Raw genomic sequence first — 15658 nt, 5'->3', positions numbered from 1 at the left:
GGCCGCTCACGCCGTCGTCTGGGCCGGCAGCGACAGGATGAAGCGGGCGCCAAGCAGCGTCGAGCCGTCGCTGTCGACGATATTCTCGGCGCGCAGCGAGCCGCCATGCGCTTCGGCGATCTGCCGGCTGATCGACAGGCCGAGGCCGGAATTCTGCCCGAAACCTTCGGATTCGGGCCGGTCGGTATAGAAACGTTCGAAGATGCGGTCGATATTTTCGGCCTGAATGCCGGGACCGTTATCCTCGATATAGATGACACAGCGCGTCCGCGTCCGCGTCAGCCGCACGGTGATCTTGCCGGTTTCCGCGGGGACGAAGGATCGTGCGTTTTCGATGAGGTTGGTGACGATCTGGCCGATGCGCAGATCGTGGCCGTCGACGGAGAATTTCGCCTTGTTGCCTGGCTTGCGGTCGACAATATAGTCGATCTCGACAGCTTTCTTGCTGTGCCCGACCTGTCTGGAAATATCGATCATGTCGCGCAGCAATGCTTCTAGATCGAGCGACTTGGCATCCGAACGGGCGAGTTCGGCGTCGAGCCGCGATGCATCCGAGATGTCGCTGATCAGGCGGTCGAGGCGGCGCACATCGTGCTGGATCACGTCCATCAGCCGCTTCTTGGAATCGTCGCTCTTGGCGAGCGGCAGCGTTTCCACTGCGCTGCGCAGCGACGTCAGCGGGTTCTTCAGTTCATGACTGACATCGGCCGCGAAGCTTTCGATCGCGTCGATCCGGTCATAGAGCGCCGACGTCATGTCACGCAGCGCAATCGAGAGATTGCCGATTTCGTCCTGGCGGGCCGAGAAATCCGGGATTTCCTCGCGTTCCTTCGCCCCGCCGCGGCGCACGCGGATGGCCGCGGCCGAAAGCCGGCGCAGCGGATTGGCGATGGTGGAGGACAAAAGCAGCGACAGCACGACGTTGACCAGCGTCGCGACGCCGAAGACGCGCATGATCGCGAGACGTTCGGCATGAACGATCTTGTCGATATCACCAGCCTGGGTCGACAGCAGCAACACGCCGAGAACGGCGCGGAAGCGCTGGATCGGCACGGCGACCGAGACGATCAGTTCGCCCTTCTCCGTGGTGCGGACCACGGCGCCGCGCACGCCGGTCAGCGCATTCATGACCTCGGGATAGATGGAGCCGTCGCCGCCAGGCGCTTCCTTATAGACAGGCAGGTTGCCGGGCTGCAGCATCTTGTTGAGCAAGCCGCTGAACCAGTCGGACCAGCTCTGCTTCTCGTCTTCGACGGGCGGCAGGTCGTAGCGCAGCACCTGGCCGCGCGAATAGAGATGGCGGCTGTCGAGCAGCAGGTTCGCGTCGGCATCGAAGATGCGTGCGCGCGTGCGCGTCGGCGAGATCAGCCGCGTCAGCACCGGCGCCACCTTTTCCGGATCGATCGGGAATTCCAGATCCTCGTCGTTCGGAACGGGCGTGATGCTCTGGCCGGCCTGCAGCTCCAGCAGCTTTTGCGGATCGATGGTGATGGAGTTGGTGTCGACCGATGCCGAAGCCGAGACGGCACCGGCGATGATCTCGCCCTGCGTCAAGAGGCTTTCGACACGGGCATCGATCAGGCCCTCGCGGAACTGATTGAGATAGAGAATGCCGCCGACCAGAACGACGAGGGCGGCCAGATTGAAGAATAGGATGCGCCGCGTCAGGCTCGAAAAGACGGCATTGCCGAAGATGCGGCGGATCAGGACGAAGGGATGAGTCCAGCGCCGGCGCGCGATTCGAGCGCCGCTCGGGCTTTCCGAGTCGTCTATATCCCTGTCCTGCACCAGCTGTGCCAAGCCTATGGCCCTTTCGAAGAACGGGGTCGGCGACCCCGTCCGCATGCTCTTAATCCATTGCCCGCCGTATGGTCCAGTTAACTATCCGTATGGTCTAGCTAACTATTATGCTGCTTCGCGGAAGCGATAGCCCACGCCATACAGCGTCTCGATCATATCAAATTCGAGGTCGACCATCTTGAATTTCTTGCGCAGCCGCTTGATGTGGCTGTCGATCGTGCGGTCGTCGACATAGACCTGCTCGTCATAGGCCGCATCCATCAGGGCGTCGCGGCTCTTGACCACGCCGGGGCGCTGGGCAAGCGAATGCAGGATGAGGAACTCGGTGACGGTGAGCGTCACCGGCTCGCCCTTCCAGGTGCAGGTATGGCGTTCCTGGTCCATGACAAGCTGCCCGCGTTCCAGCGAACGGGCCTGCTGCGCAGCACCCGGCTTGGCAGCGGCTGCGCCGCCGGCAGCGTTTGCGGCGTCACGGGCGGAGGCACGGCGGAGAACAGCCTTGACGCGTTCGACCAGCAGGCGCTGCGAGAACGGCTTGGTGATGAAGTCGTCGGCGCCCATCTTCAGGCCGAAAAGCTCGTCGATCTCTTCATCCTTCGAGGTGAGGAAGATCACGGGCAGATCGGACTTCTGCCGCAGGCGGCGCAGGAGCTCCATGCCGTCCATGCGGGGCATCTTGATATCGAAGATCGCCAGTTGCGGCGGCCGGGCAAGCAGGCCGTCCAGCGCCGAAGCTCCGTCCGTGTAGGTTTCTACCTTATATCCCTCTGCTTCCAAGGCAATCGATACGGAAGTCAGGATATTGCGGTCGTCGTCAACGAGCGCGATTGTCAACATGGTGTTCGTCTCCGTCATCAGTGCGCGTCTCCCGGATTTGGAATCCAGCCCAGGCGGTCTGCCAGCTCGGTCGGCGGTAACCTGGCGCGCTTATGGGGATAAAGGTGGAACAAATTGTGGCAAAGATAAAGGGGAGGATTGTTGTGAGGAAAAACCCTTGCGCAGAGGTTGTGTGACATGACGTCCCTCCACCCTCTATTCAAACGATTTAAAATTGAGGAAATTTATTTAAATCGATTAAATAACTGATATCATTAAATATTTCTCGCTTCTGGCTCTTGTGCTTTTAAAAAGAGCCCTCTACGCTTTAATTAGTTCTAACGGCCAAGCCCCTTTGTAGAGGAAAAAGTGATGGAGCAATTCGGCGTCCGCAATCCCGCGACTGAACTGGGATCGATCGGCCTGGGAGCCGCCGCCAGTGTGCGCTACAACCTCATGGAAGCTCACCTTTACGAAGAGGCGATTCGCCGCCGCGAAGCCGATCTGACCGCCGATGGCGCGCTCAGGGCCTTGACCGGCCAGCACACCGGCCGTTCTCCGAAGGACAAGTTCGTGGTGCGCAATGCCACCACAGAAGACCAGATCTGGTGGGATAACAACAAGCCGATGTCGCCGGAGCATTTTGAGCTCCTGCATGAGGACATGCTGGCCCATGCCCGCGGCAAGGATCTCTTCGTGCAGGATCTGATCGGCGGCGCCGATGTCGACTATGCTTTGCCAACGCGCGTCATTACCGAATTCGCCTGGCACTCGCTGTTCATCCGCAACCTGCTGATCCGCCCGGATCGCGCGGCGCTGGAAAGCTTCGTGCCGCAGCTGACGATCATAGACCTGCCGAGCTTCCGCGCCGATCCGGAGCGCCATGGCTGCCGCACGGAAACGGTGATCGCCTGTGATCTCGTCAATGGCATCGTCCTTATCGGCGGCACCTCCTATGCCGGCGAAATGAAGAAATCGGTCTTTACCGTCCTGAATTACCTGCTGCCGGAACGCGGCGTCATGCCGATGCATTGCTCGGCCAATGTCGGTCCCGAAGGCGATGCCGCGATCTTCTTCGGCCTGTCGGGCACGGGCAAGACGACGCTGTCGGCCGATCCGACCCGTACGCTCATCGGCGACGACGAACATGGCTGGGGTGAAAACGGCATTTTCAACTTCGAAGGTGGCTGCTATGCCAAGACCATCCGTCTTTCGCCCGAGGCCGAGCCGGAAATCTACGCCACGACGCGCCGCTTCGGCACCGTGCTGGAAAATGTCGTGCTCGACGAGCACGGCCGGCCGGATCTCGATGACGGTTCGCTGACGGAAAACACTCGCAGTGCCTATCCGCTGCATTTCATCCCGAACGCCTCGGAATCCGGCATCACCGGTCATCCCGAGACGATCATCATGCTGACGGCAGATGCTTTCGGCGTCATGCCGCCGATCGCCAAGCTGACGCCGGATCAGGCGATGTACCACTTCCTGTCCGGCTACACCGCCAAGGTCGCCGGCACGGAAAAGGGCGTCGTCGAGCCGGAAGCCACCTTCTCGACCTGCTTCGGCGCTCCCTTCATGCCGCGCCATCCGGCCGAATACGGCAACCTGCTCAAGGAGCTGATCGCCCGCCACGGCGCCCGTTGCTGGCTGGTCAACACCGGCTGGACCGGTGGCGCCTATGGCAAGGGAAGCCGCATGCCGATCAAGGCGACACGCGCTCTGCTCGCGGCCGCTTTGAAGGGCGATCTCGATAATATCGAATTCCGCACGGATGCGAATTTCGGCTTCGCGGTTCCGGTCGCGGTCGACGGTGTCGATACTGCGATCCTCGATCCGCGCTCCACCTGGGCCGATGGCGAAGCCTATGATGCGCAGGCCAAGAAGCTGGTGCAGATGTTCGTCACCAACTTTGCGAAGTTCGAGGATCATGTGGACGGCAACGTCCGTGATGCCGCTCCGGGGATGCCGGTCGCTGCGGAGTAAGTGGCTCCCGCGGGAGCAATGACTCACGTGAAACCCACTCGCCCTCGTGGTTCGAGACGGCCCTTCAGGCCTCCTCACCATGAGGGCTAGTCTTTTTCGCCGAAGCAACAGGTCACTCCGTCCTCATCCTGAGGCGCATTCCAGCGCGAAGCGCTGAAATGCCTCGAAGGACGAGGCGGCCCCAAACTCGCCACAACCATATTTTCAACCGCGCATCAATGTGGGATAGACAGGCGCGGAGAAAATCATGGCCAGCGAAGCGCTTTACATTAACGACCGGATCACGATTGCCGGCTGGGAGCTGACGGAACAATTCGTTCTGGCTGGCGGTCCTGGCGGCCAGAACGTCAACAAGGTCGCAACCGCAGTTCAGCTTTTCTTCAACGTTCAGAATTCCCCATCGCTGACGGATCGCGTCAAGGCGAATGCGGTTAGACTTGCCGGTCGTCGCGTCTCCAAGGAAGGCGTTCTGATGATCGAGGCCAGCCGCTTCCGCAGCCAGGATCGCAATCGCGAGGATGCGCGCGAGCGGCTGAAGGAACTGATCCTCCAAGCGGCCGCTCCGCCCCCGCCGCCGCGCCGAAAGACCAAGCCGACGAAGGGATCGATCGAGCGCCGGCTGAAGGAAAAATCCGGGCGCTCCGAGGTCAAGAAGATGCGCGGTAAGGTCGGCGGCGACTAGGTTGGTTTTCGGGCTGCAGTTTTGATTTGGCTGGGTCGAGATGATGATGGTCAGGTGATTTTCATTTTGTCGCACCTATGTGCCTGGCCCCTCATCCTAACCTTCTCCCCGCATGCGGGGAGAAGGGACGACAGCGTGAAACGGCGGCCTTGGTTCCCTTTGGCGACAGCTGGCTTGAGGCACGAAGAACCCCTCTCCCTGCCCTGAGCTTGTCGAAGGGGCGGGGAGAGGGCTGGGGTGAGGAGCCAGGCACAATAGTTCGGCAATAACACGCTCACCTGACCGGCATCATCGTAGGAAACCAAAATGCTGCTCCCCAACGGAATTCGCCATCTGCCCGGATATCTCGACCGTCCCGCCCAGGAAGCGCTCGTCGAGACGATTCGCGGCATCGTGGCCGAAGCGCCGCTCTACACACCGGTCATGCCGGGCACCGGCAGGGAAATGTCGGTGCGCATGACCAATTGCGGTTCGCTCGGCTGGGTGACGGATAAGCAGCGCGGCTATCGCTATCAGCCGACGCATCCGGTCACCGGCCGCCCCTGGCCGGCCATGCCATCGCAATTGCTGGATTTCTGGCACGATATAGTAGGCTATGAAAAACCGCCTGAAGCCTGTCTCGTCAATTTCTACAGCGATGATGCACGCATGGGCCTGCATCAGGATCGCGACGAACAGGATCTCAAGGCGCCGGTGCTGTCGATCTCGCTCGGCAACACCTGCCTCTTTCGAGTCGGCGGCCTCAGCCGCAATGATCGCACGCTATCCTTCAAGCTTGCGAGCGGCGATATCGTCGTTCTCGGCGGCGAGGGAAGATTGTGCTTTCACGGTGTCGACCGCATCTATCCGGCAACCTCGACACTCTTGAAGAATGGCGGCCGAATAAATCTTACCCTTAGGCGCGTTCAGCCCTGAGCCTCAGAGTTTCCTCAGCGCCACCTGCTCGATCAGATGATTCTTACCCTTCTGCAGGATGAGGTCGGCGCGCGGCCGCGTCGGCAGGATGTTCTGGCGCAAATTCTTCAGGTTGATATTCTTCCAGAGCCCCTCGGCAATCGCCAGGGCCTCGTCCTCGCTGATCGACGCATAGCGATGGAAGAAGGAGTTGGGATCGCGGAAGGCCGTCTCGCGCAGCCGCATGAAGCGGGCGACATACCAGTTGTGGATCAGTTCCTCGTCGGCATCGATGTAGATCGAGAAGTCGAAGAAATCCGAGACCATCGGCACGATCTTGCCGTCAGCAGGCAGATGCCGCGATTGCAGCACGTTGATGCCTTCGAAGATCAGGATATCCGGCCGGTCGACCGTCTTGAATTCGTTCGGCAGCACGTCATAGACGAGGTGCGAATAGGAAGGCGCCTGCACATTCGGCTGGCCGGCCTTGATCGCCGAGAGGAAACGCAGCAGTGCCGCCGTATCGTAGCTTTCCGGAAAACCCTTGCGCTGCATCAGGTTGCGGCGCTGCAGCTCGGCGTTCGGATAGAGAAAGCCGTCCGTGGTGACGAGATCGACTTTCGGGCTCGATGGCCAGCGGCCCAGCAGCTCCTTCAGGATACGGGCCGTGGTGGATTTGCCGACAGCGACCGATCCGGCGATGCCGATGACGAAGGGCGTCTTGGCGATATCGGAAAGACTGAGGAAGCGATTGCGCTGCTCGAAAAGGATCTGAGAGGATTCCACATGCGAGGACAGCAGCCGTGACAGCGACAGATAGATGCGCCGGACTTCGTCGAGATCGATCGGATCGCCCATCGAGCGCAGCCGCGTCACCTCGTCGGCGGTCAGCGTCAGCGGCGTGTCGGCCCGGAATTTCGCCCACTCTTCCGACGAGAAGAAATAGTAGGGCGAGTAGGCTTTGGCCTGAAAAATATCGAGCGTCTCGTGTGTTGGCTCGGTCTTGGTCGCTATCGTCATTGGTTTTACCGGCTTGCCTTCTCTTGAAGGCCGGATTGACTGGTGCGCCTTTCGAGCTCACCCATGACATTCTCTAACGGAATGCCGGCAATCTTCAATACGACTAAAAGATGATATAGCAGATCGGCCGCCTCATAGGTGAGGTTGTCGCGATCATTGACGACCGCCGCCATCACCGCCTCGATCGCCTCTTCGCCGAGCTTCTTCGCCGCTTTCGGCTGGCCGGCGGCAAAAAGCTTCGCCGTCCAGGATTCGTCCGGCGAGGCCTTGGAGCGTTCCTCGACGATCCGTTCGAGGTCGGAAAGGGTAAATCCGCTCATCGCTCGCTGTCTCCTAATCCAGCCGCATCGGAATGCCGCGCTCGGCCATGTAGCGCTTTGCCTCGCCCACCGAATAGGTGCCGAAGTGGAAGATCGACGCCGCAAGTACGGCCGTCGCATGGCCTTCCTTGACGCCAGCGACGAGATCGTCGAGATCGCCGACGCCGCCGGATGCAATGACGGGCACGCGCACCGCATCGGCGATCGCCCGCGTCAGCTCCAGATCGTAGCCGACTTTGGTGCCGTCACGGTCCATGGAGGTGACGAGCAGCTCGCCGGCGCCGCGCTCGACCATCTTGCGGGCAAAATCGACGGCATCGATGCCCGTCGCGTTGCGGCCGCCATGGGTATAGATCTCCCAGGCGCTCAGATTGTCGCCGCCGAGCGCTTCGGTCCGCCGACGCTTGGCGTCGATCGAGACGACGATGCACTGGTTGCCGAATTTATCGGCCGCCTCGGCCACGAAATCGGGATTGTTGACTGCCGCCGAATTGATGGAAACCTTGTCGGCGCCGCAGAGCAGCAGCTTGCGGATATCGGCAATCGTGCGCACGCCGCCGCCGACCGTAACGGGCATGAAGCATTGTTCGGCCGTGCGGGCCACCACGTCAAAGATCGTATCGCGATTGTCGGAGGAGGCTGTAATGTCAAGGAAGCAGAGTTCGTCTGCGCCGGCAGCGTCATAGGCCTTGGCCGCTTCGACGGGATCGCCGGCATCGACGAGATTGACGAAGTTGACACCCTTGACGACGCGGCCGTCCTTGACGTCAAGGCAGGGGATGACGCGGGCTTTCAGGGTCATTGCGCTGCCTCCTTGGCCTGTTTGATCAGCGCCAGTGCTTCCTTCGGATCGATCCGGCCATCATAAAGCGCGCGGCCGGAAATCGCACCTTCCAGTTTGCGGGCATCCGGCTGGATCATGCGGCGGATATCGTCCAGCGAGGCAAGCCCGCCGGAGGCGATGACGGGGATGGAAACGGCATTGGCCAGTTCGAGCGTCGAGTCCCAGTTGATGCCAGTCAGAATGCCGTCGCGGTCGATATCGGTGTAGATAATGGCGGCAACGCCAACGCCCTCGAATTTTTTCGCGAGTTCGATGACGCCGAGTTCGGAAGCCTCGGCCCAGCCTTCAACCGCCACCTTGCCGCCTTTGGCATCGATGCCGACGGCGATGTGACCCGGATAGCGCCTACAGGCTTCGACGACCAGCGCCGGGTCACGCACGGCCACCGTGCCGAGGATGACGCGGGCAAGCCCGCGCGACAGCCAGTTTTCGATATGATCGAGCGTGCGGATGCCGCCGCCGAGCTGCACCGGGTTCTTTGTCGCCTTGAGAATGGCATCGACGGCAGCGCCGTTCACGGTTTCGCCGGCGAAGGCACCATTGAGATCGACGACATGCAGCCATTCGAAGCCCTGGTCTTCAAAGGCTTTCGCCTGGGCGCCGGGATCGGGGTTATAGACGGTCGCCTGCTCCATGTCGCCGAGCTTGAGGCGCACGCATTGCCCGTCCTTGAGGTCGATAGCGGGAAAAAGAATCATGATAACTGTCCTTGAAGCGCGAGCCTTATGGCTTCCAGCGCAGGAAATTGGCGATCAGGGCAAGGCCGAGTTTCTGGCTCTTTTCCGGATGGAACTGAGCGCCGGCAATGTTGTCTCGACCGACGAAAGCGGTCATCGGGCCGCCATAGTTCGTCGTCGCGATCACGTCGTCGCTGTGGTCGGCGGCCAGATGGTAGGAATGGACGAAATAGGCGTGCAGGCCGTCAGGTCCGGTCGTAATCCCGTCGAAGAGCGCGTGCGGATGGCGGATATCCAGCGTGTTCCAGCCGATCTGCGGGATTTTCAGATTGGGATCGCCCGGCGTCATTTCCTTGACGTCGCCCTTGATCCAGCCGAAGCCTTGCGTGATCGTCTTTTCCAGCCCGCGCGACGACATCAGCTGCATGCCGACGCAGATGCCAAGGAAGGGGCGAGCCTTGTGTTCCACCACATCGATGACCGCTTCCGTCATGCCGGTTACGGCATCGAGGCCACGACGGCAATCGGCATAGGCACCGACGCCGGGAAGCACGATGCGATCCGCGGTGGCGACGCGCTCGGCGTCATCGGTCAGGTCGATCTCGGCGTCGATGCCCGCCTCGCGGGCCGCCCGCTCGAAAGCCTTGGTGGCCGAGCGCAGATTGCCGGAACCATAGTCGATAATCGCGACGCGCATGGTCAGCGTCCTCCGTCATAGCCGGGAAGGCCGAAGCTCGGGCCTTGGCGGCTGGTATTCGTGTTGGTGGCCGGGATATCCCAATTTTTCACATGGATATTCGGGTTGGGCGCCTGCGCTAGTTCGGAAAAATGGATTTCCTCTGCCGTCGCCAAATCGTGTGCCGAGACGAGGTTTTCAACCGTCCAGCCGCGGGCGAGGAGATGATTGCTGATCGCGTGCCGGCCCTCAAGAGCCGCAAGGACATGCACGCCGAGCAGAAGCGTGGCTCCAGCGGCGAAAAAGCCCGGCTGCCGCATCAGCTCCAGCGCGATGCCCTGCAGCAGAAAGGCTGCGGCCGCATACAGCCATAGCCGGTGAAAGAGCATCCAGAGCGTCGGAAACAGAAACGCCGTCCATGAAAAGCCGTCGCGGATGAATCGCGTATCATCGCGATACCGATCCGATGCTTCGGACCGGTTCGTCGCTCCGGGCGGAGACAAAATCAGATAGCTTGCCATTCTTCACTTCCCCAGGTTGGGGCTCAGGCGAGCGTGCCTTTTGTCGAGGGCACCCGGCCTGCCTGCCGCGGATCGATCTCGGTTGCGGTGCGCAATGCGCGCGCAACGGCCTTGAAGCATGTCTCGGCTATATGGTGATTATTGGCGCCATAATGATTGAGAATATGCAAGGTGATGCCGGCATTCTGCGCTAAGGCCTGGAAGAATTCGCGCACCAGCTCGGTATCGAAGGTGCCGATCTTCGGGGCGCTGAACGACACGTTCCACACGAGAAAGGGCCGGCCGGAAAGATCGACGGCCGCCTTCGTCATCGTCTCGTCCATCGCGAGGTCGATCGAGGCATAGCGGGTGATGCCGCGCCGGTCACCCAGCGCCTTGGCAATGGCCTGGCCGATCGCGATGCCGGTATCCTCGACGGCATGGTGATCGTCGACATGCAGGTCGCCCTTGGTGTCGATCTCCATGTCGATCAGCGAATGTCGCGACAGCTGTTCCAGCATATGGTCGAAGAAGCCGACCCCCGTCGAAATCGTCGATTTACCGCTGCCGTCGATGTTGACGGAAACGGAGACCGAGGTCTCGTTGGTCTTGCGGGAAACGCTTGCCGTGCGGCTCGCTGCGGTCTCTGCCATGGGCTGCTCCATCGGAATACGGCCGTTCCTTATCAGGCGTATCGGGAAATATCCAGAAGTTACGCGCGGGGCTTATGCGTTTAGCCGGCTTGGCGGCATCATTCGGGCGCGGTTGCCATTTGCAATCGTCAAAACCCCTCTTACATAGGTGCTGACGGGGCCGATACGCGGCCCGGCAGAAAGCCCGCCGAAACGGGGGCAAACAGGTGTTAAATGACGACAATCGTGACTATTCGCAAGGGTGGCAAGGTGGTGATGGCTGGTGATGGCCAGGTGAGCCTTGGCCAGACCGTGATGAAGGGCAATGCGCGCAAGGTTCGCCGCATCGGCAAGGGCGATGTCATCGCCGGTTTCGCCGGCGCGACCGCCGATGCCTTCACTCTCCTCGAACGCCTCGAAAAGAAGCTCGAACAATATCCTGGCCAGCTGATGCGTGCCGCCGTCGAGCTTGCCAAGGACTGGCGCACCGACAAATATCTGCGCAACCTCGAAGCCATGATGCTGGTTGCCGACAAACAAGTGACGCTCGCCATCACCGGCAACGGCGATGTGCTTGAGCCCGAACACGGCGCCATGGCGATCGGCTCCGGCGGCAATTTCGCTCTCGCCGCCGCGCGCGCGCTGATGGATAGCGACAAGTCAGCTGAAGACGTCGCCCGCCGCGCTCTCGATATTGCTGCCGACATCTGCGTCTACACGAACCACAATGTGGTCGTCGAGACGCTCGATGCCGAAGCCTAAGACGTTCCTCTCTTGATAGTTTCCAGCCCTGACAGGGAACATACGAAATGACCACTTTTTCCCCCCGCGAGATCGTTTCTGAGCTTGATCGCTATATTGTCGGCCAGCACGAGGCCAAGCGCGCCGTGGCGATTGCACTGCGCAACCGCTGGCGCCGCCAGCAGCTCGAACCCGAGCTGCGCGACGAAGTCATGCCCAAGAACATCCTGATGATCGGCCCGACCGGTGTCGGTAAGACGGAAATCTCCCGCCGCCTTGCCAAGCTTGCCGGCGCGCCCTTCATCAAGGTCGAAGCCACGAAGTTTACCGAGGTCGGCTATGTCGGCCGCGATGTCGAGCAGATCATCCGCGATCTCGTTGAAGTCGGCATCGGCCTGGTGCGCGAAAAGAAGCGCGCCGAGGTGCAGGCCAAGGCGCATATGAGCGCCGAAGAGCGCGTGCTCGATGCGCTGGTTGGCGCCACTGCCTCGCCGGCGACGCGCGACAGCTTCCGCAAGAAGCTGCGTGATGGCCAGCTCGACGACAAGGAAATCGAGATCGAAGTGGCCGATACCGGCTCCGGCATGCCCGGCGGCTTCGAGATTCCCGGCATGCCCGGTGCCAATATCGGCGTGCTCAACCTTTCCGAAATGTTCGGCAAGGCCATGGGCGGCCGTACCAAGAAGGTGCGCACGACGGTCAAGGATTCCTACAAGGAGCTGATCCGCGACGAATCCGACAAGCTGATCGACAACGAGGCGATCCAGCGCGAAGCCGTACAATCGGCCGAGAATGATGGCATCGTCTTCCTGGACGAGATCGACAAGATCGCCGCCCGCGATGGTGGCATGGGTGCCGGCGTCTCCCGTGAAGGCGTGCAGCGGGACCTGCTGCCGCTTGTGGAAGGTACGACCGTTTCGACGAAGTATGGTCCGGTCAAGACCGACCATATCCTCTTCATCGCATCGGGCGCGTTCCATGTCTCGAAGCCTTCGGACCTTCTGCCGGAACTGCAGGGCCGCCTGCCGATCCGCGTCGAGCTCCGTCCGCTGACCAAGGAAGACTTTCGCCGCATCCTCACCGAGCCGCAGGCGAGCCTCATCCGCCAGTACAAGGCGCTGATGGAAACCGAAGACCTGAAGCTCGATTTCACCGATGATGCCATCGACGCGCTCGCCGATGTCGCCGTACATCTGAATTCCACCGTCGAGAATATCGGCGCCCGTCGCCTGCAGACCGTCATGGAGCGGGTGCTCGACGAGATCTCCTACAATGCGTCGGATCGTGCCGGCGTATCGGTGACCATCGATGCCGCCTATGTCCGCGAGCATGTCGGCGACCTCGCAACGAACACCGATCTGTCCCGCTTCATTCTGTAAGCGGGCGGGTGAAGGCGATCTAAAACAGTAAATACTCGACAACGGGCCGTTAACTTTTTAGTTAGGGGCCTGTTTCCTTATGTCGGATGGCTTTATTCGGCCAAGATTATCCGCCAGTCCGTCGCACGGAAACATCGGTTGAAACTTCGACGGGGCAGCCATCGTGCGACGCATACTGATCACTCTCCTTCTGGCGGTCGCCAGCTTCTCCTGGATACCAGCCTATGCGGATGCGGCGACCACGGTGCCTCCGGGCAACCGCAATGCCGAGCAGCCGCCGGTTCCCGGCGCCTCCGTCCGGCGCACGCGTGGCACGAATTCAACCTTCGAACGCAAGTACCAAAAGGTCCGCGAACTGCTGGCGACCGATACGAAGCTGATGTCGAAGATCAAGTCGACGGCGCGCGCCTACGGCATCGATCCGATCCACATCATCGGCGCATTGGTCGGCGAGCATACCTATAATGTGGATGCCTATGACGGCCTGCAGTCTTATTATGTCAAGGCTGCCTCCTATGCCGGCCAGAGCTTCCGCTTCGCTTACAACGGCGAAAACGTCGACGATTTCGTTGCCCGGCCGCAATTCGACACCTGCAAGGGCAAGGGTGATTCCTACAGCCTGTGGACCTGCCGCGAGGATGTCTGGGACGACGATTTCCGCGGCAGGACGGTTGGCGGCAAGTCCTATCCCGACAATCGCTTCAGTGCCGTCTTCTTCCAGCCCTTCTATGCCGGCCAGACCTTCGGCCTCGGCCAGGTCAATCCGCTGACGGCGCTGGAACTCTCCGATCTCGTCAGCCGCACCTCAGGGATTCCGAAGCTGGATGAGAAGGATGCCGGCGGCGTCTACAAGGCGATCATGGATCCGGATCTGTCGCTCGCCTTCGTCGCCGCCTCGATCCGCAAGTCGATCGACGATTATCGTTCGATCGCCGGCATGGATATCTCAGGCAATCCCGGCATCACCGCGACGCTCTACAATCTCGGCAACTCCCGCAAGCGCGCTGCCGCCCTTGCCGCCAAGAACCGTGGTTCCTCGCAGCCGGTCTGGCCGGAGGAAAATTACTATGGCTGGCTCATCAATGATAAGCTCAGCGACCTAAAATCGCTTTTATAAGCGCGCAGCGCGACGTTTTATCGTCTGGATTTCGCAGGCGGCGTTCCCCATATCGAACGGGTGCGTCGCTCTGACTGCGTTCGTTCGGCAATGGCCGGTTTTCGAGGAGAATTGATCTGATGGACATGATTCCGGAAGCCTTCTCCCCACCGGCGCCGATCCCGCGCACCGTGCCGCCCTCCCGTTTGACGATCATCCGCACGATCCTGCGCAATCCGCTCGAACTCTGGGGCGAGCCTTCCTATGCGCTGCCCTGGATCAAGACCAAGTTCTTCAACGAGCGGACGCTGATCGTCAATGATCCAGGCCTGATCAAGCATGTTCTGGTCGACAATGCCGCCAACTACCGCATGGCCGATATCCGCCAGCTCGTGCTGCGGCCGATCCTGCGCGACGGTCTGCTGACGGCGGAAGGACCTGTCTGGAAGCGCTCACGCAAGGCGGTGGCGCCGGTGTTCACGCCGCGTCATGCCCAGGGTTTCGCCGGCCAGATGCTGAGCCAGAGTCTAGACTATGTGAAGAAATACGAGGATGTCAGCAAGGAAGGCGCGGTGTTCGATATTGCTGCCGACATGACCGAGCTGACCTTCGCCATTCTGGCGGAAACCTTGTTTTCCGGCGAGATCGTCACTGAAGGCGAGCATTTCGCCGATGAGGTCAATGAGCTCCTGCATCGCATGGGCAGAGTCGATCCCATGGATCTTTTGCGTGCCCCCGCCTGGGTGCCGCGCATCACCCGCATCGGCGGCCAGCGCGTGCTCGACAAGTTCCGCGGCATCGTCCGCACCACCATGGACCAGCGGCTGGAAAAGATGCGGAGGGACAGAGCCAGCGCACCCGACGATTTCCTGACGCTCCTTCTCGAAAAGGCCGGTCCGGATGGGCTGACCATGGAAGAGATCGAGGACAATATCCTCACCTTCATCGGCGCCGGGCACGAGACGACGGCCCGAGCATTGGCCTGGACGCTCTATTGCGTCGCCAACAGCCCGCATATTCGCGAGGCTATGGAAGAGGAAATCAACCGGGTACTCGCAACCGATGCGGAGCCAGTCGCCTGGCTCGATCTCATGCCGCATGTCCGCGCCGCTTTTGAGGAGGCGATGCGCCTCTATCCGCCGGCACCCTCGATCAACCGCGCCGCCATCGCTGATGACGAATGGACAAGCGCCAAGGGCGAGCGCGTGACGATAGAGAAAGGCATCACCGTCTTGATCATGCCCTGGACGCTGCATCGCCATGAGCTCTATTGGGAAAAGCCGCGCGCCTTCATGCCGGAGCGGTTTCTTCCGGAGAATCGAACAAAGATCAATCGTTTCCAGTACCTGCCTTTTGGCGCAGGCCCCCGCGTCTGCATCGGCGCGACATTCGCGCTTCAGGAAGCGGTCATCGCCCTCGCCGTGATGATGCGCCGCTTCCGCTTCGACCTGACCGAAGAAACCAATCCCTGGCCGGTGCAGAAGCTGACGACGCAGCCACGCGGCGGTTTGCCGATGCGGGTGAAGAGGCGGTAGTCAGCGAGGAGACCGTCGTAGTCTCGAATATGACGCACCTTTGTTACCCCCCTCTGTCGCTTT

Annotated in this window: 16 protein-coding genes; 7 read left to right on the top strand and 9 right to left on the bottom strand. The window is 60.9% G+C overall.

The features are described from left to right. Positions 1–6: 6 nt before the first annotated feature. Both AC13QY_RS31130 and AC13QY_RS31125 read right to left on the bottom strand, forming a co-directional pair. Complete coding sequence (locus AC13QY_RS31130) at positions 7–1800, bottom strand: stimulus-sensing domain-containing protein (RefSeq protein WP_488494504.1); 1794 nt, start codon at positions 1798–1800, stop codon at positions 7–9. 105 nt (positions 1801–1905) lie between these two features. Further along, the gene (locus tag AC13QY_RS31125; RefSeq protein WP_210184531.1) at positions 1906–2637 is read right to left on the bottom strand and encodes a response regulator transcription factor; all 732 of its coding nucleotides are present in this window, start codon (positions 2635–2637) and stop codon (positions 1906–1908) included. A 351-nt stretch (positions 2638–2988) separates the two neighbouring features. Here AC13QY_RS31125 and AC13QY_RS31120 point away from each other — a divergent pair, with 351 nt between their 5' ends. The 3 genes from AC13QY_RS31120 to AC13QY_RS31110 all read left to right on the top strand — a co-directional run bounded on the left by AC13QY_RS31120 (position 2989) and on the right by AC13QY_RS31110 (position 6196). Continuing rightward, positions 2989–4599: a phosphoenolpyruvate carboxykinase gene (locus tag AC13QY_RS31120; RefSeq protein ID WP_488494499.1), complete on the top strand. Its 1611-nt coding sequence runs from the start codon at positions 2989–2991 to the stop codon at positions 4597–4599. 247 nt (positions 4600–4846) lie between these two features. Next, entirely contained in the window at positions 4847–5281 is a 435-nt protein-coding gene (gene arfB, locus AC13QY_RS31115; RefSeq protein ID WP_488494498.1) for an alternative ribosome rescue aminoacyl-tRNA hydrolase ArfB, read from the top strand. Between the two features lie 306 nt (positions 5282–5587). Continuing rightward, positions 5588–6196, top strand: coding sequence for an alpha-ketoglutarate-dependent dioxygenase AlkB (locus AC13QY_RS31110; protein WP_488494497.1), 609 nt, complete (start codon positions 5588–5590; stop codon positions 6194–6196). 3 nt (positions 6197–6199) lie between these two features. Here AC13QY_RS31110 and coaA read toward each other — a convergent pair whose 3' ends face one another. Genes coaA through hisB form a run of 7 tightly spaced genes read right to left on the bottom strand, consistent with a single transcriptional unit; the run spans position 6200 to position 10865 of the window. Further along, the gene (gene coaA / locus AC13QY_RS31105) at positions 6200–7195 is read right to left on the bottom strand and encodes a type I pantothenate kinase (protein WP_069613947.1); all 996 of its coding nucleotides are present in this window, start codon (positions 7193–7195) and stop codon (positions 6200–6202) included. A 5-nt stretch (positions 7196–7200) separates the two neighbouring features. Next, on the bottom strand, positions 7201–7515 hold the full coding sequence (locus AC13QY_RS31100; RefSeq protein WP_488494496.1) for a phosphoribosyl-ATP diphosphatase: 315 nt from the start codon (positions 7513–7515) through the stop codon (positions 7201–7203). 13 nt (positions 7516–7528) lie between these two features. Then, complete coding sequence (gene hisF, locus AC13QY_RS31095) at positions 7529–8317, bottom strand: imidazole glycerol phosphate synthase subunit HisF (protein WP_113233580.1); 789 nt, start codon at positions 8315–8317, stop codon at positions 7529–7531. Next, positions 8314–9057 carry a 1-(5-phosphoribosyl)-5-[(5-phosphoribosylamino)methylideneamino]imidazole-4-carboxamide isomerase gene (gene hisA / locus AC13QY_RS31090; protein ID WP_113233579.1) on the bottom strand — a complete coding sequence of 248 codons (744 nt, stop codon included), beginning with the start codon at positions 9055–9057 and terminating at the stop codon, positions 8314–8316. Before hisA ends, hisF begins: the two co-directional genes overlap by 4 nt. 25 nt (positions 9058–9082) lie before the next feature. Further along, complete coding sequence (gene hisH, locus AC13QY_RS31085) at positions 9083–9733, bottom strand: imidazole glycerol phosphate synthase subunit HisH (RefSeq protein WP_113333874.1); 651 nt, start codon at positions 9731–9733, stop codon at positions 9083–9085. Between the two features lie 2 nt (positions 9734–9735). After that, positions 9736–10233, bottom strand: a complete 498-nt coding sequence (locus tag AC13QY_RS31080) for a DUF2628 domain-containing protein (protein WP_488494495.1) — start codon at positions 10231–10233, stop codon at positions 9736–9738. Positions 10234–10256: 23 nt separating this feature from the next. After that, complete coding sequence (gene hisB / locus AC13QY_RS31075) at positions 10257–10865, bottom strand: imidazoleglycerol-phosphate dehydratase HisB (RefSeq protein WP_015338215.1); 609 nt, start codon at positions 10863–10865, stop codon at positions 10257–10259. Positions 10866–11078: 213 nt separating this feature from the next. Here hisB and hslV point away from each other — a divergent pair, with 213 nt between their 5' ends. The 4 genes from hslV (at position 11079) to AC13QY_RS31055 (ending at position 15595) form a co-directional block, all read left to right on the top strand. After that, positions 11079–11606, top strand: coding sequence for an ATP-dependent protease subunit HslV (gene hslV / locus AC13QY_RS31070; protein ID WP_095433433.1), 528 nt, complete (start codon positions 11079–11081; stop codon positions 11604–11606). 47 nt (positions 11607–11653) lie between these two features. Then, the gene (hslU, locus tag AC13QY_RS31065) at positions 11654–12964 is read left to right on the top strand and encodes an ATP-dependent protease ATPase subunit HslU (protein ID WP_095433434.1); all 1311 of its coding nucleotides are present in this window, start codon (positions 11654–11656) and stop codon (positions 12962–12964) included. A 163-nt stretch (positions 12965–13127) separates the two neighbouring features. Continuing rightward, entirely contained in the window at positions 13128–14081 is a 954-nt protein-coding gene (locus AC13QY_RS31060; RefSeq protein WP_488494494.1) for a DUF1402 family protein, read from the top strand. A gap of 119 nt (positions 14082–14200) precedes the next feature. Continuing rightward, positions 14201–15595 (top strand): cytochrome P450, encoded by a 1395-nt coding sequence (locus tag AC13QY_RS31055; protein WP_488494493.1) that lies wholly within the window; start codon positions 14201–14203, stop codon positions 15593–15595. The last annotated feature ends 63 nt before the right edge of the window (positions 15596–15658 follow it).

The organism is Martinezella sp. CNPSo 3795, assembly GCF_057784475.1.
Note: the sequence above shows the minus strand (reverse complement) of the source record. Positions and strands in the feature narration are given on the sequence as shown.